The sequence below is a fragment of the Rhizobium sp. WW_1 genome, from assembly GCF_003610155.1.
Lineage (GTDB): Bacteria > Pseudomonadota > Alphaproteobacteria > Rhizobiales > Rhizobiaceae > Rhizobium > Rhizobium tropici_A.
In genome coordinates this window covers 1,440,354-1,457,072 of the sequence record NZ_RAIN01000001.1, presented here as the reverse complement: position 1 = coordinate 1,457,072, position 16,719 = coordinate 1,440,354, and the positions used below count along the sequence as shown (strand labels likewise).

At 62.7% G+C, this 16,719-nt stretch carries 19 protein-coding genes; 9 read left to right on the top strand and 10 right to left on the bottom strand.

The window, feature by feature from the left end:
- Window positions 1-9: 9 nt before the first annotated feature.
- The 4 genes from BJ928_RS07080 to BJ928_RS07065 form a co-directional block, all read right to left on the bottom strand.
- Window positions 10-738 (bottom strand): SDR family NAD(P)-dependent oxidoreductase, encoded by a 729-nt coding sequence (locus BJ928_RS07080; protein ID WP_047634921.1) that lies wholly within the window; start codon window positions 736-738, stop codon window positions 10-12.
- Entirely contained in the window at window positions 735-1,856 is a 1,122-nt protein-coding gene (locus tag BJ928_RS07075) for an alkene reductase (protein ID WP_047634923.1), read from the bottom strand. The genes BJ928_RS07080 and BJ928_RS07075 overlap by 4 nt, the downstream gene beginning before the upstream one ends.
- A 135-nt stretch (window positions 1,857-1,991) precedes the next feature.
- Window positions 1,992-2,798, bottom strand: coding sequence for an alpha/beta hydrolase (locus BJ928_RS07070; protein ID WP_047634924.1), 807 nt, complete (start codon window positions 2,796-2,798; stop codon window positions 1,992-1,994).
- A gap of 84 nt (window positions 2,799-2,882) precedes the next feature.
- Window positions 2,883-3,764, bottom strand: a complete 882-nt coding sequence (locus tag BJ928_RS07065) for a LysR family transcriptional regulator (RefSeq protein ID WP_047634925.1) — start codon at window positions 3,762-3,764, stop codon at window positions 2,883-2,885.
- 98 nt (window positions 3,765-3,862) lie between these two features.
- On the opposite strand from BJ928_RS07065, the gene BJ928_RS07060 reads away from it, so the two are divergent.
- From BJ928_RS07060 to BJ928_RS07045, 4 genes are all read left to right on the top strand, one after another.
- The gene (locus BJ928_RS07060; protein ID WP_047634926.1) at window positions 3,863-4,612 is read left to right on the top strand and encodes a sulfite exporter TauE/SafE family protein; all 750 of its coding nucleotides are present in this window, start codon (window positions 3,863-3,865) and stop codon (window positions 4,610-4,612) included.
- A 71-nt stretch (window positions 4,613-4,683) separates the two neighbouring features.
- Complete coding sequence (locus BJ928_RS07055; RefSeq protein WP_047634927.1) at window positions 4,684-5,268, top strand: cysteine hydrolase family protein; 585 nt, start codon at window positions 4,684-4,686, stop codon at window positions 5,266-5,268.
- 103 nt (window positions 5,269-5,371) lie between these two features.
- Window positions 5,372-5,821: an Rrf2 family transcriptional regulator gene (locus BJ928_RS07050; protein WP_047634928.1), complete on the top strand. Its 450-nt coding sequence runs from the start codon at window positions 5,372-5,374 to the stop codon at window positions 5,819-5,821.
- A complete protein-coding gene (locus BJ928_RS07045; protein ID WP_047634929.1) occupies window positions 5,818-6,699 on the top strand; it encodes an NAD(P)/FAD-dependent oxidoreductase in 882 nt (293 codons plus the stop codon). Before BJ928_RS07050 ends, BJ928_RS07045 begins: the two co-directional genes overlap by 4 nt.
- Before the next feature lie 32 nt (window positions 6,700-6,731).
- Here the strand turns inward: BJ928_RS07045 and BJ928_RS07040 are convergent, their stop codons facing one another.
- Complete coding sequence (locus BJ928_RS07040) at window positions 6,732-7,319, bottom strand: TetR/AcrR family transcriptional regulator (RefSeq protein WP_082011960.1); 588 nt, start codon at window positions 7,317-7,319, stop codon at window positions 6,732-6,734.
- Window positions 7,320-7,376: 57 nt separating this feature from the next.
- Between BJ928_RS07040 and BJ928_RS07035 the strand changes: the two genes are divergently transcribed.
- Window positions 7,377-8,135 carry an SDR family oxidoreductase gene (locus BJ928_RS07035; protein ID WP_047634930.1) on the top strand — a complete coding sequence of 253 codons (759 nt, stop codon included), beginning with the start codon at window positions 7,377-7,379 and terminating at the stop codon, window positions 8,133-8,135.
- Window positions 8,136-8,196: 61 nt separating this feature from the next.
- Here the strand turns inward: BJ928_RS07035 and BJ928_RS07030 are convergent, their stop codons facing one another.
- Window positions 8,197-8,649, bottom strand: a complete 453-nt coding sequence (locus BJ928_RS07030; RefSeq protein WP_047634931.1) for a helix-turn-helix domain-containing protein — start codon at window positions 8,647-8,649, stop codon at window positions 8,197-8,199.
- 109 nt (window positions 8,650-8,758) lie between these two features.
- Between BJ928_RS07030 and BJ928_RS07025 the strand changes: the two genes are divergently transcribed.
- Both BJ928_RS07025 and BJ928_RS07020 read left to right on the top strand, forming a co-directional pair.
- The gene (locus BJ928_RS07025) at window positions 8,759-10,069 is read left to right on the top strand and encodes an MFS transporter (RefSeq protein WP_047634932.1); all 1,311 of its coding nucleotides are present in this window, start codon (window positions 8,759-8,761) and stop codon (window positions 10,067-10,069) included.
- Window positions 10,070-10,135: 66 nt separating this feature from the next.
- On the top strand, window positions 10,136-11,041 hold the full coding sequence (locus tag BJ928_RS07020; protein WP_052227874.1) for an aminoglycoside phosphotransferase family protein: 906 nt from the start codon (window positions 10,136-10,138) through the stop codon (window positions 11,039-11,041).
- On the opposite strand, the gene BJ928_RS07015 is transcribed toward BJ928_RS07020, so the two are convergent.
- Entirely contained in the window at window positions 11,038-11,931 is an 894-nt protein-coding gene (locus BJ928_RS07015; protein ID WP_047634934.1) for a LysR family transcriptional regulator, read from the bottom strand. The two genes, BJ928_RS07020 and BJ928_RS07015, sit on opposite strands and share 4 nt — an antisense overlap.
- Window positions 11,932-12,041: 110 nt before the next feature.
- Between BJ928_RS07015 and attM the strand changes: the two genes are divergently transcribed.
- Window positions 12,042-12,833: an N-acyl homoserine lactonase AttM gene (attM, locus tag BJ928_RS07010; protein ID WP_183079366.1), complete on the top strand. Its 792-nt coding sequence runs from the start codon at window positions 12,042-12,044 to the stop codon at window positions 12,831-12,833.
- Between the two features lie 15 nt (window positions 12,834-12,848).
- Here the strand turns inward: attM and BJ928_RS07005 are convergent, their stop codons facing one another.
- The 3 genes from BJ928_RS07005 to BJ928_RS06995 form a co-directional block, all read right to left on the bottom strand.
- A complete protein-coding gene (locus BJ928_RS07005; RefSeq protein WP_052227875.1) occupies window positions 12,849-13,790 on the bottom strand; it encodes an NmrA family NAD(P)-binding protein in 942 nt (313 codons plus the stop codon).
- A 249-nt stretch (window positions 13,791-14,039) separates the two neighbouring features.
- Complete coding sequence (locus BJ928_RS07000; RefSeq protein WP_047634936.1) at window positions 14,040-14,678, bottom strand: class I SAM-dependent methyltransferase; 639 nt, start codon at window positions 14,676-14,678, stop codon at window positions 14,040-14,042.
- Entirely contained in the window at window positions 14,675-15,562 is an 888-nt protein-coding gene (locus BJ928_RS06995) for a helix-turn-helix transcriptional regulator (RefSeq protein ID WP_052227876.1), read from the bottom strand. The genes BJ928_RS07000 and BJ928_RS06995 overlap by 4 nt, the downstream gene beginning before the upstream one ends.
- A 93-nt stretch (window positions 15,563-15,655) precedes the next feature.
- Between BJ928_RS06995 and BJ928_RS06990 the strand changes: the two genes are divergently transcribed.
- On the top strand, window positions 15,656-16,552 hold the full coding sequence (locus BJ928_RS06990; protein ID WP_047634937.1) for an SDR family oxidoreductase: 897 nt from the start codon (window positions 15,656-15,658) through the stop codon (window positions 16,550-16,552).
- Window positions 16,553-16,719: the final 167 nt, after the last annotated feature.

Genomic DNA, 16,719 nt, shown 5'->3' with positions numbered 1-16,719 from the left:
TGCTATGCCTCAGAAATTTTCCTTATAGGGCCGGAGATCGAGCTCCTGCGTCCAGGCCGAAGGATGCTGGCGATGAATATGCCAGTAGCTCTCGGCGATAGCGTCGATATTCAGTAACCCATCAGTATCGACATCCGGTCGGCGCGAACGCAGCCGCTCACCGTCGATGCCGCCATCGATAATGGTATGGGCGACATGCAGGCCGAGCGGACCGAACTCGCGCGCCATGCTCTGGCTGATCATCCGAAGGCCGGCCTTGGCGGCGGCGAATTGCGCAAACCCCGCCTTGCCGCGCAGGCTGGCGGACGCCCCGGTGAAGATCACGGTGCCGCGGCCGAGCGGCGCCAGATGACGTGCCGCCTCGCGGCCGACGAGGAAGCCGCCGAAGCAGCAGACGCGCCAGAATTCCTCGAACTGCGCCGCGGTGACAGCACGAAAGCCGATCTGGCGATTGATGCCGGCATTGAAGACGATGAGATCGGGCGGGGCGATATCCTCCCGATCGGTAAAGGCATGCTCGAACAGCCGGATGACCGCAGCTTCGTCGGTCGCATCGGTTTCGATAGCCTCGGCGCTGCCGCCAGACGCCTGGATGGCAGCAGCTACCTGGTCGATTTTCGCGGCCGTCCGGCCGGCAATGACGACATGATAGCCCTTGTCCGCGAGAAGTCGGCAGAGCGCCGCCCCCAGACCCTGTTCGGCACCCACTCCGACGATGATGGCGCTTGGCGTGCTCATTCGGCGGCCTCCCTGGCATCAAGCGACGGATAGTCGGTGTAGCCTTCGGCGCCGCCGCCATAGAAGGTCGGGCGATGATAGGGATTGAGAGGCGCGCGCCGGCGAATGCGCTCCGGCAGATCGGAGTTGGCGATGAACAACCGGCCGAAGGCAATGGCGTCGGCATGGCCGGCGGCAAGTGTCGCCTCGGCTGTATCGGGCCGGAAATTGCCGGCGGCGATCAGCGTGCCGGACCAGGCGGGCCGGAAGAGTTCCGCGGCTGAAGGCACGTTCTTGTGGTCGACTTCGGCCTGGCCGGCGCCGCTGGCACGCGGCTCGATCAGATGCAGATAGGCGAGGTGCAGTCGGTCCAGCTCGCGAATGACATGACCATAGAGGCGCAAGGGATCGTCCTCGCCGCTGTCATTGGCGATGCCGAAGGGCGAGAGGCGGACGCCGACGCGATCCGAACCCCAGACCTCGGAAACCGCCTCGACCACTTCCAGCAGCAACCGCGTGCGGTTGTCGATCGAGCCGCCATATTGGTCGGTGCGCTGGTTGGTGCGCGCCTGCAGGAACTGCTCAATCAGATAGCCGTTGGCGCCGTGGATTTCGACGCCGTCAAAACCGGCCTGCTTGGCGTTGGCGGCGGCCTGGGCATAGATATCGATCAAAAGCGGCATCAGGTCGATGTCGATCGCCTGCGGCGTCTCGAAGGGCACGCGTTCGAAGGAGGCGGTAAAGGCATCACCCTTGGCGGCGATGGCGGAAGGGGCAATCGGCGGCGCGCCGCCGGGCTGGTGCGAGGAGTGCGAAATGCGGCCGACATGCCAGAGCTGCAGGAAGATCCTGCCGCCCTTGCAATGAACAGCTTCGGTTACCGCTTTCCAGCCGGCGATCTGTTCGGCGGTGTGAATGCCAGGCGTTGCCGGCATGCCCTGTCCGGCGCGGGAAATCTGCGAGCCTTCGGAAATGATGAGCCCGCCCTCGCTGGCGCGCTGGGCGTAATATTCGGCATTCAGCGCGGAAGGCACGTTGCCCGGCTGGCTTGCGCGCATGCGGGTCAAAGGCGCCATGACGATGCGATGCGCAAGCTCGTAGGGGCCGACGGAAAGCGGCGAAAACAAAGTGGCTGTCATAAAATTCTCCTGCCTGGAGCCAAAGTGCTCCCCGGGGCGGAAGGGCCTGTCAGCGGCGATTCGGTCTCGGGAGTTCGAATAAGATGATGGTCATCATTTATTCCAACAATCGGACGTGCGCAACCGAATCTCGTATCAGGCCGGAATGGTTGCGAGAAAGCCAAGCAAGGCGGCGTTGAACTGCGCCGGACGCTGCAGCGGCGCGAAATGGCTGACGCCGGGCAGCAAGATCAGCTTTGCGCCGGGAATGTGCCGCGCGAGATAATCCGCATGTTCGCGCTTGATGAATTCGTCATGCTCACTTTGGACAATCGCGACCGGCACGTTGATCTCGCCGAGATCGGCAACGGTGTAGTTCGGCTCCGTCCGCTGCATCAGGCCGACAGCCTCGACGAAGGCATCGAACTGGTCCGGCGTGGCCGAAAGGGCCGCATAATCCTTCGTATGACGGGAGAAGCAGCGCTCGATGATCGGCGTCGCCACGAACTCCTTCGTGCCGCTCGGGTCCATGTTGCAGGCAAAGAAGAAGACGCCGGAAACGCGCTCCGGATGGGTTTTTCCAAGCACCATGCCGATGCAGGCGCCGTCGCTCCATCCGGCTATGGCGGCCTTGTCGATCTTCAGCCTGTCCATGACGGCGAGAACGTCCGAGGCCATAAGCTCGTAGGTATAGGGCCGCTCGTCCCGCGTGCTGCGCCCATGGCCGCGGCTGTCGATGACGATGACCTGATGGCCGGCATCGATCAGGGGGGTGATCTGATAGCCCCAATTTCCGCTGTTTCCGAGCCCGCCATGCAGGAGGATCACCGGAGCGCCGTTGCCATAGGAGGCATACCAGATGCGGGCACCATCATGATCGACATGGCCCTCCACTTCGGTATGTGGCAGGGGCGCGGCCCCTTCGGCTTCAAAGCGATGAAGTTCGTCGTCGTGAAATTCCATACCTACCTCCCATTGCGCCGCCTCCGCCCGACAGCCATCTTCCAAGACTAGTCGATCCAAATTCGCGTTTTCAACAGGCAGTGGTCATTTCGTTGCCAGATGCTCGAAAAGATCGCGCGCCGGGGTCGGCAGCTCTTCAAGGGAACGCGAGCAGACCGAAAGCCGGCGCGTGGCCCAGCTGTCTGTCAGGCGCAGGGCCGCGATTTTCGCGGACCGGCTGCAACGACGCGCCGCCGTCTCCGGCACGATGCCGAGACCTATGCCCTGGCCGGCCATATCGCAGATGCTCTCGAATGTCCGCATCCGCACCCGCATCTTCAGCCGTACGCCGAGCCGGGAGGCTTGCGCATCGATATGATCTTGCAACGCGCCGCCGGCTAGTCCGATAAAATGCTCATGCAGGATATGAGTGAAGGCGATCTGCCTTGCTGCTGCAAGCGCGTGATCGCGAGGCATCACCACCACCAGACGATCAATCGCGAAGGGCCGCAATATCAGGCCCGACGTGTCGACGGCGTCCGATAGGATGCCGATCTCGGCCAGTCCGGACGAAACCGCGCGCGCAATCTCGATGCTCTGGCGTTCCTTGAGATCGATATCGGTTCGCGGATGTTTTCCCATCCACTCGGCAAGGCGCGGCGGCAGATATTCGGCAATCGCGGCGGTATTGGCGAGAAGCCGGATCGTCGCCCTGAGGCCGCTTGCATGTTCGCCAAGTTCGCCACGCATCTGTGTCAGCTGCCGCTGGATCAGCCGGGCATGATGCGCCAGTGCCTCGCCAGCGGGCGTCGGGCTCACGCCGCGCCGGCCGCGTTCCAGAAGCTGCACGCCGCCATTCGTCTCCATGTCGCGCAACCGTTCGCTGGCGGCCGGCAGCGAAAGCCCGACATCGGCGGCTCCATGGGTGATGCTGCCGGCATCGACGACGGCAAGGAAAAGACGAAGGTCTGTCAGGTCGAAGCGCATAAGGTGGAGATTAACGCATATCCAGCCTTCGGTATAGCCGAAGGCTCTCTTCGTATGATCCGCATTGTGCCCGACCTCCGATTTGCTAGGAGAAGGGCATGATGGATCATTCTATATGGCTTGTCGCGGCGATCTCCGCGACCTTTTTCGTCGCCGGCATGGTCAAGGGCGTGACCGGCATGGGCCTGCCGACCGTGGCGATGGGCGTCCTGGGTGCCCTGATCTCTCCGCTCACGGCTGCCAGCCTGCTGATCGTCCCCTCCTTCGTGACGAATGTCTGGCAGCTGCTGGCCGGTCCCCGCTTTGGCGCGCTTGCCCGCCGCTTCCTTCTGCTGGCGCTTGCCGTGATCGTTGGAACTTTCGCCGGCTCATATTTTCTTGCCGCCGGCGACACGTTGGTGACGACGGCAGCGCTGGGTGCTGCGCTCGTCGTCTATGCGGGCCACGCTCTGCTCGCCCGCCAGCTTCGTGTGCCGGCAAGGTTGGAGCCGCTGCTGTCGCCGATCATCGGCCTGATGACCGGCGTGCTCACCGGTGCCACAGGCGTCTTCGTCGTGCCGGCGGTGCCATACCTGCAGGCGCTCGGACTGGAGAAGGAAGAGTTGATCCAGGCGCTCGGCCTCTCCTTCACCATCTCCACCGTGGCGCTTGCCGGAGCGCTCGCCTGGCAGGGTGCCTTTCGCATCGACAATCTCGCGCTGTCGGTTCTCGCGATCGTCCCGGCGCTTGCCGGCATGTGGGCAGGGCAGATCGTCCGCAATCGCGTCAGCCCGGCCACCTTCCGCCGCTGGTTCCTGATCTGCCTGTTGGTGCTCGGCGCCGAGATGATCATCAAAGCCGCATTCTGAGGTAGTTCAATGTTTCCCGGGGCATCCCCATATGCTTCAGGATTTGTTTCAAGGTGGGGCGAGATTGATCGATGGAAAAAGAGCAGCAGAAGCTATCCGATCGCCATCCGCAGGCCGATGCACTGCTCGTTGTCGACATGCAGAATGCCTTCGTGGATGGCCCGGATGCGGTTCCTGGTCATACTATGTTGACGTCGATGGTCGAGGCCCTGCTAGACAAGGCGCGATCGGCCTGGGCGCCGGTGATTTTCCTGCAGAACGACGGTCCGGCCGGCGCGCCGGATGAGCCGCTTCAGCCGGGATGGAAGCTTCATTTCCCGCCTCTGTCCGGTGAAGTGATCATCAGGAAGACGGAGGATGACGGCTTCGACGGCACCGATCTCGATGCTGTCTTGGCGGCGTTCGGCATCCATGAACTGGTCATCTGCGGCGTGCTTTCCGAGATGTGCGTTGCGGCGACGACGCGCGGAGCGCTTGAGCGTGGCTATGGCGTGCTGCTGCCGCATGATGCGCACGCCACCTATGATGTTCCGGCCGGGCCGGGCTCGCAGGGTGTGCCGGCGGCGATGGCGGCAAGAGCAGCCGAATGGTCGCTCGGCGACGAAATCAGGATTTGCGCTTCGGCCCGCGAGGTTCACTTCAGAAAGCGCCCCTAGCCGACGCCGTGCCTGTCCTGCCTCATGGCTCGATTTCCGTGTGGCGGCACATTCATCCGGTCGGCTCTTGAATGTTGTGTCGAATCGTAATAATTGAAGTTACATGAAAAGAGACAGCCGACTTTCCTCCGTCCTTCATGCGTTGCTCCATATGGCTGAGCAGGATGGGCCGCTGACTTCCGAAGTCCTGGCGCAATGCATGCGCACCAATCCCGTCGTCGTGCGCCGCACCATGGGGCTTTTGCGCGAGGTCGGGATCGTGCATTCCGCCAAGGGACATACCGGCGGCTGGACGATCGCGGCCGATCTCAAAACCGTCACGCTGCACCAGCTACACGAAGCGCTCGGCGAGCCTGCCGTCTTCGCCATCGGCAATCGCAACGAGACGCCGGAGTGCCTCGTCGAGCAATCGGTCAACTCCGTGCTCGACGAGGCCTTTGCGGAAGCCGAAGCGTTGCTGCTCAAGCGCTTCGAAAATGTCACGCTTGCCGATCTCGCCGCGGAATTCGCGCGGCGTCATGCGCATTGGCGCTCAGAAAGGACCCTGTCATGACCCATGACGTCATCGTCATCGGGGGCAGCTACGCCGGAATGGCAGCCGCCCTCCAGCTTCTCCGTGCCCGCCGCAAGGTGCTGGTCGTCGATGCCGGCAAGCGCCGCAATCGTTTCGCCGATGCCTCCCACGGTTTTCTGGGCCAGGATGGCGTCAATCCCGGCGAGATCGCCCGCAGGGCGAAAGAGCAGCTTGCGGCCTATCCGACGCTGACCTGGATCGAGGAGACTGCCGAGCAGGCCGAGGGCCGAAAGGATGCCTTTGTCGTTACTGCGGCCGACGGTGTTCGCCACGACGGCCGGCGCCTTCTCTTCGCGACCGGCGTTTCCGATACCTTGCCCGAGATCGAGGGTCTTGGCGAACGCTGGGGCAAAAACATCTTCCATTGCCCTTATTGCCATGGCTATGAGCTTGATCAGGGCCGTATCGGCTGTATCGCTACCGGGCCGATGTCGCTGCATCAGGCGCAACTGCTGCCGGAATGGGGAGAGGTGACGCTGTTCCTCAATGGCGCCTTCGCCCCGGATGCGGAACAGCGCGCGGATCTCGCCGCACGCGGCGTGACGATTGAGGAAACACTGGTCGCCAGATTGGAAGGGGAGGCCGACGTGCGCCTTGCCGACGGGCGGTTGCTGCAATTTGCCGGGCTTTTCACCGCAACACGCGTGTCGCCCTCAAGCCGGATTGCCGAGCAGCTCGGCTGCGCAATCGAAGAAACGCTGTTCGGCACGCAGATCCAGACCGATGCCATGAAGGAAACTACAGTGCCCGGCGCTTTTGCCTGTGGCGATGCTGCCCGCATTCCGCATTCGGTGTCGCTGGCCGTCGGTGACGGCGCCTGGGCCGGCGCACAGTTGCATCGGTCGCTGGTCTTTTGACGAGATGACTGCCGCGACAGACCCCGCCGCCTTCATGGCGTCAGGCAGGCTTGGATGGCGTCGCCGAGCCTTTCTATGATGACATCCTGTCCCGCGGCTTCGATGCTCGGTGAACCGAGCCCGGCGCGCAGCACCGCAAAGCCCATCACGTAGGCCGTGGCGAGCGCAGCCCGCGCCTCGGCGGCAGGTCCGTCCATCCGCTGCGACAATGGCCTGATGAAGGTCGTATGCAGCGCGACCGAGAGGATCGGTGCTGCCGTCGGGCTGCCGACGGAGCGCAGCAGGAAGGTGAATTCGTCGAAATCGTCGGGATCGCAACGCGCGATCGGCCCCATCAGATGATGCGCCACGCGTCTGCCCATGCCGTCGATCGACCCGTCAAACGGTGGCTCCAATCGGAATGCCTCGTCCGCGATCATCGTGAACAGCGCTTCCTTTGAGCCAAACAGCCGCGGCACCATTGCCGGATCGACACCCGCCAAAGCCGCAATCTCGCGAACCCCCACCGCATCGTATCCGGCTCGAGTGAAAGCCGCTCGCGCCGCTAAGAGAATGCGGGCACGGCTTTCCGCTGCCGTAAGACGCGGCGCTCGTTTTTCATTATCAACACTCGTTGACATCTGTGTGCTTTGCCTCTATCTGAATTGTCAACAAGTGTTGATAACAGAGGTCGAGCGATGACTCCAGACACATCTGCGCATCTTTCCAAGAAGATCATTCTTGTCACCGGCGGCAGCAGCGGCATAGGCCGAGCCACGGCATTGCGGCTGGCGCAAGCCGGCGCGCATGTCATCGCATCCGGCCGGGACGAAGGCCGGTTGGCGGCGTTGGCGCGTGAACTCGGCGGTCGCGGCGAGTGCCTGCATGGCGATGTCGCGGAGCCCGCCGAAATTGCCCGTCTCATGAGCGAAGTCACATCGCGCCACGGCTTGCTGGACGGGCTTGTGGTCAATGCCGGTCTCTCCAACGCGCCCGCCATCGATGATCTCGATATTGCTCGTTACGACCGGTTGATGGATGTGAATGTCAAAGGTGCCGTCTTTACCCTCGTTCACGCACTGCCGCTTCTGGCGGAGGGCGCGTCGGTGGTTTTCGTCGGTTCGGTCGCCGGACGCAAGGGCCAGCCCGGCGACGCCCTCTATGCGGGAAGCAAGGGCTTCATCCGCGCCTTTGCCCGCAATCTCGGAACGTCGCCCGACCTAATGGCGCGGCGCATCCGCGTCAATGTCGTCTCGCCCGGTCCGATCGAAACGCCGCTGACGGAGGCGGCCGTCGCCGTTCCCGAAATTCGCAGCTATGTGGAGAATATGATCCCGATGGGCCATTGGGGGCAGGCGGACGAAGTGGCTGAAGCGATCGCCTTCCTGCTGTCGTCGGCCGCGAGCTTCACGACCGGAGCCGAACTGACCGTCGATGGCGGCATGGCGCACGTGTGAGGCCGCGCATCGGGTGGTTTGATAAACAGATGCGGTAGTCGCGGACGCGGGGCGTCCTTGCTTACTTCTCCTCGGGTACTTTCAAGATCAGCGCCTCGTCCGGACCGATGAGGCGCCCGTCCTGCGCACGGACCTCAAGCTGCACCGGCTGTCCCGTGGCGCGATCCACCAGCAGCGAATGCTCTTCCGCCGGCGCAAAGAGATGGCGCTCGCCGAATTGACGCAACGCCACCATGACCGGGAAGAGATCCTTTCCCACCGCCGTCAGGCGGTATTCCATGCGCGCGCCGCCGTCGCTTGTCGGAACGAGCTCCAGAATGCCGCTGGAGACAAGCGTCCGCAGGCGCTCGGTCAAAATGTTCTTGGCAATGCCAAGGCTTTTCTGAAATTCGCCGAAGCGCGTCAGCCCGTCGAAGGCGTCGCGCACGATCAGGAGCGACCACCAGTCGCCGATGACGTCGAGCGACCGCGCGCTCGGGCAATAGTCGCCCTTCAGACTTTTCCGCGCGACCATGCGCTCAGCCTTTCCGGTCTTTTGTCTGCAAGAATGGTTGCATTATTAAACCAATAATGTTACTCGATCGATGGTTTCATTATTAAACCGAAGAATCGGGAGTTTTGCAATGACGATCGATCAGGACGCGCCGCCCGCTGGCAGCGCGAAGGATGCCGCGCGTGTTTATTCCAAGCAAGAAAGTTCGCTCACGGGTGCCGGATACGCGGGAGAAGCCGGTTCTCTGCTCACGCCCGCCACGATTTTTCTGTTTGCTGCCGCAAGCGGCCTCGCGGTGGCGAATGCCTATTTCGCCCATCCGCTTCTCGATGTCATGGCCGATGATCTGAGACTGTCGCGCACGGTTGCCGGATTGATCGTCGGCGTGACGCAGCTCGGCTACGGGCTCGGCCTCATCCTGCTGGTGCCGCTCGGCGATCTGGTCGATCGGCGCAAGCTCATCGTCGCGCAATCGCTGCTGAGCGTCGCGGCGCTCGTCTCTGTCGGCTTTTCCTCTAGCGCGGCTATGCTGCTTACCTCCATGGCTGCCGTCGGATTCCTCGCTGTGGTCACGCAGGCGCTCGTTGCCTACGCGGCGAGCCTCGCGCACCCCGCCGAGCGCGGCCATATCGTCGGCATGGTCACGAGCGGCATCGTCCTCGGCATTCTGCTGGCGCGCAGTGTCGCGGGTACGTTGACCGATCTCTCCGGCTGGCGGACTGTCTACATCGTCTCCGCCGTGCTGACGCTGGTGATCGCGCTTCTCCTCTGGCGGGCGCTGCCGCGACAGGAAAAGCCGAAGGGTGGGCTTTCCTATTTTGGTCTCATCCGCTCGCTCGGCACCCTGCTTGTCGAAGAACCGGTTCTGCGTATACGCGCGATCATCGCCATGCTGATCTTCGCCAATATCACCACGCTGCTTGCGCCGCTCGTGCTGCCGCTGACGGCGCCGCCTTATTCCATGTCCCATACCGAAGTCGGCCTCTTCGGCCTTGCTGGTGCCGCAGGGGCGCTTGGCGCCATCAGGGCGGGACGGTGGGCCGATCGCGGCCACGGCCAGCGCACCACAGGTATTGCGCTTGCACTGATGCTTGTTGCCTGGCTGCCGATCTCGATGCTGGATCAGTCGATCCTCTGGCTCATCCTCGGCGTCCTCGTCATCGATTTCGGGCTGCAGGCGACGCACGTCACCAATCAGGGGATGATCTATCGTGTGAGGCCCGACGCACAGAACAGGCTGACCGCCGCCTACATGGTCTTCTACTCGATCGGCAGCGCTGTGGGATCATCGACCTCGACGATCATCTATGCCCATGCGGGCTGGACGGGCGTCTGTATCTCCGGTACCGCCATAAGCCTGCTGACGCTTCTCTTCTGGGCGCTGACCTTGCGGGCAACGCCCGATGTGGCGACGCGACGCGTCGATCGGGTCGACAACTAGCTCTTCAGCGCTGAAACTGGCCTTCCGTAGGGAACATGCTGTATTTCGACATAGGTGAGGAAGGGAATGAAGCCGCCACAACTGTCCAAAGCCATTGTCGACGTCGTCGAGCGCGATCTGGGCGCCATTTCGCAATGGAGCGCCGTGTCGCAAGGCGAGGAATCGCAGGCTTTCGGCATCCATATCGGTGGCGAAAGCCTTATTCTCCGCATCAATCGCGTGGCTGACGGATTTCGGAAGGATGCCTTCTGCGCCAGGCGGTTTGCTTCATCCGCCCTGCCCATCCCGGAAGTCCTATCGATCGGTGTTGCGGATCAACGGGCCTATTGTGTCTCGCGCCGGGCTTCCGGATTGACCCTGCAGGATCTTTCGGTCGCGGCTTTGCCTGCCGTGGTCGCACCCGTCGCCAGGCTCTTGCGGGTCATGGCCGAATCGCCGCTTGCCGGGACGCAGGGATTTGGCTGCTTTGACGATCGAGGCACCGGCAAACATGCAAGCTGGCGCGACTTTCTGGCCATGATCGCGGACCGCAGGCAGTACGACTGGGATAGCGTGGATACTGTCATCGGTGCGGGATGGTCGGATCGCTATCTCGATCGCCTGATGAGCCTGGTGCTGCAATGCCCCGAGATCCGCGGGCTCGTGCATGGCGATTTCGGGTCGAACAATGTGCTTGTCGACGGAGCTGTCATCACCGGCGTCATCGATTGGAGCGAGGCGCTGTTCGGTGATCCGCTTTTCGATGTCGCAAACATCTTCTTCTGGCGTCCGTGGCTTGCTTGCATGGAGGCGCAGGCCCGCTATTTCGAAGAGTATGAACCGGAGGCCATGGGCGATCCGCTGGTATTATCCTGCTACCAGCTTCGCATCGGTCTTCAGCAGGTTTACGAAGCTGCCCAAGGCGGAAGCAGACAAGAGCTCCTCTGGGCGATGGCAAGATGCGAAACCCTGCTTGCCCGCCTCCCAGTCTAGGATAGAACGGCCGGCAACTGCTCTTCCAGCAGCGCGAGCACTGCCCGAATCCGGGGAGGAAGCGGCCTTATCGCCGGATAGAGCGCGTGCAGGTCGAATCCCGGCACGGTAAATTCCGGCAGCAGCCGGATCAGCCTGCCCCTGGCCAGATCTTCGGCGCACACCGGCGCCTGCAAGACGCCGATGCCGGCGCCGTCGAGCAACAGGCTGTGCAATGGCCGCCAGTGGCTGGTGCTGAGGACGATATCGGTGGCGGCAAGTTCGCTCTGCCCATCCGAGCCGATCAATGCAAGCCGTCCGCCGTTGAAGAGGCCGGAGACACGCAGGAAGGGATGGCCGGCAAGCTCATCGGGCATCGTCGGTGTCTCGTGCTCATCGAGATAGGCTGGCGAAGCTACAAGCACCCGACCGACATGGCCGAGCTTGCGGGCAATGAAGCTTCCCTCGCCAAGATCGCCGAGGCGCAGCGAGAGATCGACGCCCTCAGTTACAGGATCGACGATCCTGTCGTTGAGGATCAGCTCGATCTTCAGCAGCGGATAATGCTTGCGCATCCGGAGTATGATCGCCGGCAGGATGACCTCGCCGATGCCGTGCGGCGCTGCGATCCTGAGCGTGCCGCGCAAGGACTGGTCGCCATTGACAACGCTGAGCGCGTCGTCGGCGCTTTCCAGCACCTGTTTGCTGCGCTCATAGAAGGCGGCGCCTGCGTCGGTGACGGAAAGCCTGCGGGTGTTTCTCAGCAGCAGCCGTGTACCCAGATATTGCTCCAGCCGATCAATCCGCTCGCTGACGGCAGGCTGGCCCATGCTGAGATCGCGGGCGGCAGCCGACATGCTGCCCCTTTCCACCACCCTCACATAGACGCGCATCGCTACCAGCAGATCCATGTGCGCCAATATATCGGCTCAACCGATAAATGTAAGTGGATGATGCCGTCTGGTGGGATAGCACTCGATAACAGAAAACGGCGCTCGAACGTCAACCACAGGTCGGGCTCATGAGCGATATCAGGCTTTACATGTTTCAATCGGGCTCGCAGCGCTGCAAGGCCCACGACATCAGGATGAACCAGGGAAATGGCGCTGATTGTGAAATCCCGGTGCCGTGGTTTTTGCTCACGCATCCAAAGGGCAACGTCGTCATCGATGGCGGGCTTGCGGTGGAGGGGCTTTCCGATCCGCGTGGCTACTGGGGCGATGCCGTCGACAGCTACCAGCCTGTGATGACGGAGGGGCAGGGATGCGTCGCCCAACTGGCGAGACACGGCATATCCCGTGAGGACATCCGCTTCGTCGTGCTGTCCCATCTGCATTCCGACCACAGCGGCGCCATCGGACGGTTCCCGAATGCGACCCATATCGTCCAGCGTCGCGAATACGAATATGCCTTCGCCCCGGACTGGTTCGCCGCCGGCGCCTATGTCCGCCGTGATTTCGACCGTCCCGGCTTGAAATGGCACTTCCTCGAAGGCGATGCCACCAATGGCTACGATCTCTATGGCGACGGAGTGCTGCGGATGGTCTTCACACCGGGCCACAGTGTCGGCCATCAGTCCTTCCTCGTGCAACTGCCGAACGCGGGCACAATATTGCTTGCTATCGATGCCGCCTATACGCTTGATCACTGGAACGAAAAGGCGCTCCCCGGCTTCATGGCGTCCGCCGTCGACACGGTGCGATCCGTCGGCAAGCTGCGTGTGCTTGCCGAGCAGACCGATGCCATGGTGGTCACGGGGCATGACCCCGAGGCATGGTCTCGGTTCAGGCATGCCCCGGCCTACTATGATTGAGGCATGCGCCGCCGGTCAGCCCAGGTCGGCTGAAGGCGTCTGATCCGTGCCGAAGAACTGCGCCCGATGCTGTCGAACCCATTCTTCGATTCCGGTCGGCTGGAAATCCTCAAGGCCGGCTTGCGGTCTGAAGGGCGCTGCCAGGATCGCATCCGCCTCTTCCGGATGCGATGCGAAGAAGCGAAATTTCGAGGCAACGCGGCGTCCCGTTCCCGCTCCCATCGCGGCATCGACATCCCGCTCGAATTCATCGAGCGGCTGGGCATGATAAGCGACATGTCGCCCAAGTCCGGCGCCGATCCGGGATGCGAGTTCGTTTCCATCAACGCCCTCCGATCCGGCGATGCGATGGTCGCCTGAGGTGATTCCGCGTTCCAGGAGGGTGACGGCGGCGCGCGCGCAATCATCGACCGAGGTCCAGGCGATGCGTTGCGATTGGGCAATCGGCGGCGCGAAAGTTCCTTGTTCGACAATGTCCGCCCGTGCCGATGGCTTTAGGAGATTTTCGAGATACATGGTGGGCCGAACAACGGTGAAGGGCAGGCCAGACGCGCGGACCACAGCCTCGATCATGGCATTGGCGACGAAGCTCGGTTCCTCGCAAGGCGCCGGGCGGCTGGCGCTGGCGAGCTTCAGAACGACGGATTTGAGGCCGCAGGCGAGCGAGGCCGATATGGCATTGTCGGCCTGGATGCGCATATCGTCCCGAGACCCGATCGGGATCTGCAGCACCGCATGCGCGATGCCGGCGCTGGCGGCGCGAAGCGAGGCGAGGTCGCGCAGATCCCCCTCGGCGAGCTCGGCGCCGAGGGCGGAAAGCGCCGTCGCGCGCCTTCGGTCGCGAACGAGCGCCCTGACCTTGAGCCCCCGTTGAAGCGCGGCACGAACCACGGCGCTGCCTTGCACGCCGGCGGCGAGATAAACGAGGATGGGTTGGGATTGATCGACAGTGGACATGGCAAAACTCCTTCACACTTGGTCCGTCGAGGGAGCATCGTCGAATGGCTACCCAGCAGACCCGAAACGCGCACGAGGCGCAGGGACTGTCGGGGTATCCGCGCAAGCGCGAAACAGAGCTTCTCCATTTGGGAAGAAGGGCCTGGGCCTACCGAGACCAAGCCAGCCATTTTCGACGGATAATATTCTGGAGCGACTTGTTGACGGCGTCAATCGAAAGATGAGCTGTATGCCGGCATCGCGATGTCGTCACCTCTTGCGGGCCACGATATAGGGTCGATTGTCGTCGCCTTTGCTGGCGTGGTTTTCGGTGGCGAGGATGTCGAAGCCCGCGGCGGATATCTGCTCGGCCAGTTCCGATACCCGAAAGACACCGGCATGGGGCGCCTTGCCGATCGCGCGCATCGCCGGCAGCAGGGCCAGCCGGATGAGCGGTTTCATCTCGCCGACGCAAGGGGTCTTGGAGATGAACAGGCCGCCGGTTGGAAGCAGGTGATGGACGTGGCGAAGCGTGCCGGGGAGATCGCGGATCAGATGCAGATAGTTGAATCCGAGAACGGCGTTGAACCGCGCGGGATCGGTCGCAATCGCTTCGGCGGTCGCGACCCGGAAGGAAAGGCTCGGGATCGGTTCGGCGCCATATCGCTCCCTGGCGATTGCGATCATCTCCGCCGAGACGTCGGTCGCGAGATAATCGTGAACCTTGCCGGCAAGCCGGAGCGCCGTCGTCCCGGTTCCACAGCCCAATTCCAGCACCCTGTCGCCTGCGTTCAGGAGCGCGAGCGTGCGGCCGAGCGTGCGCTCGTATCCCGCCTGATCCGCGATCGCGCCCTTGGCGTATTTGCGTGCGGCCCGGTCCCAGAAACGGGTGTCGCTTGATATGGTCATGAAGGCTTCTCTTTGCCGATCGGCGCCTTGTCGGAAGCGACTTGATGGGGGGCGTTCGGCGGCAGCAGCGATCTGATCCGCTCGGCATCGTCGGGCGTTGCCGGGTTATAGACGATCATGCTGAGATCCGTCCGGCCATCGACCGAAAAGGCCGAATATTCGAAGGCAAGCGGGCCGAGGGTGGGATGGCGGATGTGCTTGATGGCTTCCGTATGGGCGCCGGGAACGTCGTTTTCCCGCCACATGGCCCTGAATTCCGGACTGATGCGGCAAAGCTCCGCCACGAAAGGCTCGATCTCGCTTGATGCGCCTGCGCGGGCCGCATCGACGCGGAATGCGCCCAGGGCGAAACGCGCGACGCTTTCCCAGTCATATTGCATGGCGCGAGCGCGCGGATCGAGAAAGATATAGCGCAGGATGTTGCGCTCCTCCGGCGGGAGCGATCGGTAGTCGATCAGCATCACGGGTGCGGCCCGGTTCCACGCGATGACGTCCCAGGTGGCGGTCCGAATGATGGCAGGGCTCGGCTCCAGGGCATCGAGCACGCGCTGCAAGCGCGGCGTCACGCCGTCATTCTTGCGGTAACGCGCTTCCGGTGGCCGGCCGAGGCCGAGCAGGAAGAGATGTTCGCGCTCCACTTCCGTCAGCATCAGCGCGCGGGCGATCCTGTCGAGCACATCGGCCGAAGGCGCGCCGCCGCGTCCCTGTTCCAGCCATGTGTACCATGTCGGGCTGATATTGGCGCGCTGCGCCACTTCCTCGCGCCGTAGCCCCGGCGTGCGCCGCCGCTCGCCGGCAAAGCCAAGCGCGGACGGATCGAGCTTCGCCCGGCGGTCTCGCAGATAGGCCCCGAGCACATTTTCAGTTTCGATGAGATCGGTCATCCTGTTAGTGTCTTTACTATGATAAGGTCACTACTTTACCAGAATAAACGATGAGCACAGATTTGTCTCCGACGAAATAAGGAGACAGTGCATATGCGTATATTCGTTACCGGTGCGACCGGAAATATCGGCTCGCATGTCGTCAGGGAGTTGATCGGAGCCGGCCATCAGGTGCTTGGTCTTTCCCGCTCGAAGGAAAAGGCGGTGGCGCTTGCCGCTGCTGGCGCCGAAGTCCTGCACGGCACGATCGAGGATATGGAAATCCTGAAAAGCGGCGCCTCGCAGTCCGACGGCGTCATTCACCTTGCCTTCAACCACGACTTCTCAAGATTCGTCCAGAATTGCGAGGACGATCGCCGCGTGATCGCAACGCTTGCTTCCGCTCTTGCCGGCTCGTCACGTCCGCTGGTCATCACGTCCGGCACGCCGATCGCCAATACCATCCCCGGCGAGCCTGCCCGTGAAGACAATCCGATCGTCGGCTCCGACAAGCATCCGCGGGCGGCCACCGAGGAGGCGGGAATCTTGGCGAGCGAGATCGGCGTCAACGTCTCCGTCGTACGGTTGCCGCAGGTGCACGATCCCGTCAGCCAGGGGCTCATCACGCCGTTGATCGAGATATTCAGGCAGAAGGGTGTTTGCGCCTATATCGAAGACGGGCGCAACCGCTGGCCGGCGGCGCATTTTACCGATGTCGCGCGCCTCTATCGCCTCGTCGTCGAGCGCGCCGAGCCGAACGCGAAGTATCATGCAGTTGCCGAAGAGGGCGTGACGATGCGCGATATTGCCGAAGTTCTCGGCCGCCGTCTGAAGCTGCCGGTCAAATCCGTCGGCCAGGGAGAGGTCCAGGAATATTTTGGCTGGCTCTCCATGTTCGCCACGCTGGACATGTTGGCTTCGAGCGCCAAGACGCGCCAGAAGCTTGGCTGGGAACCCACAGGCCCGAAGCTGCTCGACGATCTCGCCGAGCTACAGGTCTCCGCAGCGTGAGACGTCCTCCATCTTTCTGATCCACCCGTGGATTGGAATCCGATCGCCTATCGCCCGGCCGGCTTCATCGGCCGGGCGTTTGTCATCTGCAGGCGATCTTCCGTGCGGAATGCGTCAGGAAACAAAAGGATAGAGCGGTTTCTCGATTCGAAGAAAAGCGGAACTGC

What these genes read in the sequence shown, in the direction of transcription:
- BJ928_RS07080 (WP_047634921.1), bottom strand. Translation starts at nt 738, where the DNA reads ATGAGCACGCCAAGCGCCATCATCGTCGGAGTGGGTGCCGAACAGGGT.
- BJ928_RS07075 (WP_047634923.1), bottom strand. Translation starts at nt 1,856, where the DNA reads ATGACAGCCACTTTGTTTTCGCCGCTTTCCGTCGGCCCCTACGAGCTT.
- BJ928_RS07070 (WP_047634924.1), bottom strand. Translation starts at nt 2,798, where the DNA reads ATGGAATTTCACGACGACGAACTTCATCGCTTTGAAGCCGAAGGGGCC.
- BJ928_RS07065 (WP_047634925.1), bottom strand. Translation starts at nt 3,764, where the DNA reads ATGCGCTTCGACCTGACAGACCTTCGTCTTTTCCTTGCCGTCGTCGAT.
- BJ928_RS07060 (WP_047634926.1), top strand. Translation starts at nt 3,863, where the DNA reads ATGATGGATCATTCTATATGGCTTGTCGCGGCGATCTCCGCGACCTTT.
- BJ928_RS07055 (WP_047634927.1), top strand. Translation starts at nt 4,684, where the DNA reads ATGGAAAAAGAGCAGCAGAAGCTATCCGATCGCCATCCGCAGGCCGAT.
- BJ928_RS07050 (WP_047634928.1), top strand. Translation starts at nt 5,372, where the DNA reads ATGAAAAGAGACAGCCGACTTTCCTCCGTCCTTCATGCGTTGCTCCAT.
- BJ928_RS07045 (WP_047634929.1), top strand. Translation starts at nt 5,818, where the DNA reads ATGACCCATGACGTCATCGTCATCGGGGGCAGCTACGCCGGAATGGCA.
- BJ928_RS07040 (WP_082011960.1), bottom strand. Translation starts at nt 7,319, where the DNA reads ATGTCAACGAGTGTTGATAATGAAAAACGAGCGCCGCGTCTTACGGCA.
- BJ928_RS07035 (WP_047634930.1), top strand. Translation starts at nt 7,377, where the DNA reads ATGACTCCAGACACATCTGCGCATCTTTCCAAGAAGATCATTCTTGTC.
- BJ928_RS07030 (WP_047634931.1), bottom strand. Translation starts at nt 8,649, where the DNA reads ATGGTCGCGCGGAAAAGTCTGAAGGGCGACTATTGCCCGAGCGCGCGG.
- BJ928_RS07025 (WP_047634932.1), top strand. Translation starts at nt 8,759, where the DNA reads ATGACGATCGATCAGGACGCGCCGCCCGCTGGCAGCGCGAAGGATGCC.
- BJ928_RS07020 (WP_052227874.1), top strand. Translation starts at nt 10,136, where the DNA reads ATGAAGCCGCCACAACTGTCCAAAGCCATTGTCGACGTCGTCGAGCGC.
- BJ928_RS07015 (WP_047634934.1), bottom strand. Translation starts at nt 11,931, where the DNA reads ATGGATCTGCTGGTAGCGATGCGCGTCTATGTGAGGGTGGTGGAAAGG.
- attM (WP_183079366.1), top strand. Translation starts at nt 12,042, where the DNA reads ATGAGCGATATCAGGCTTTACATGTTTCAATCGGGCTCGCAGCGCTGC.
- BJ928_RS07005 (WP_052227875.1), bottom strand. Translation starts at nt 13,790, where the DNA reads ATGTCCACTGTCGATCAATCCCAACCCATCCTCGTTTATCTCGCCGCC.
- BJ928_RS07000 (WP_047634936.1), bottom strand. Translation starts at nt 14,678, where the DNA reads ATGACCATATCAAGCGACACCCGTTTCTGGGACCGGGCCGCACGCAAA.
- BJ928_RS06995 (WP_052227876.1), bottom strand. Translation starts at nt 15,562, where the DNA reads ATGACCGATCTCATCGAAACTGAAAATGTGCTCGGGGCCTATCTGCGA.
- BJ928_RS06990 (WP_047634937.1), top strand. Translation starts at nt 15,656, where the DNA reads ATGCGTATATTCGTTACCGGTGCGACCGGAAATATCGGCTCGCATGTC.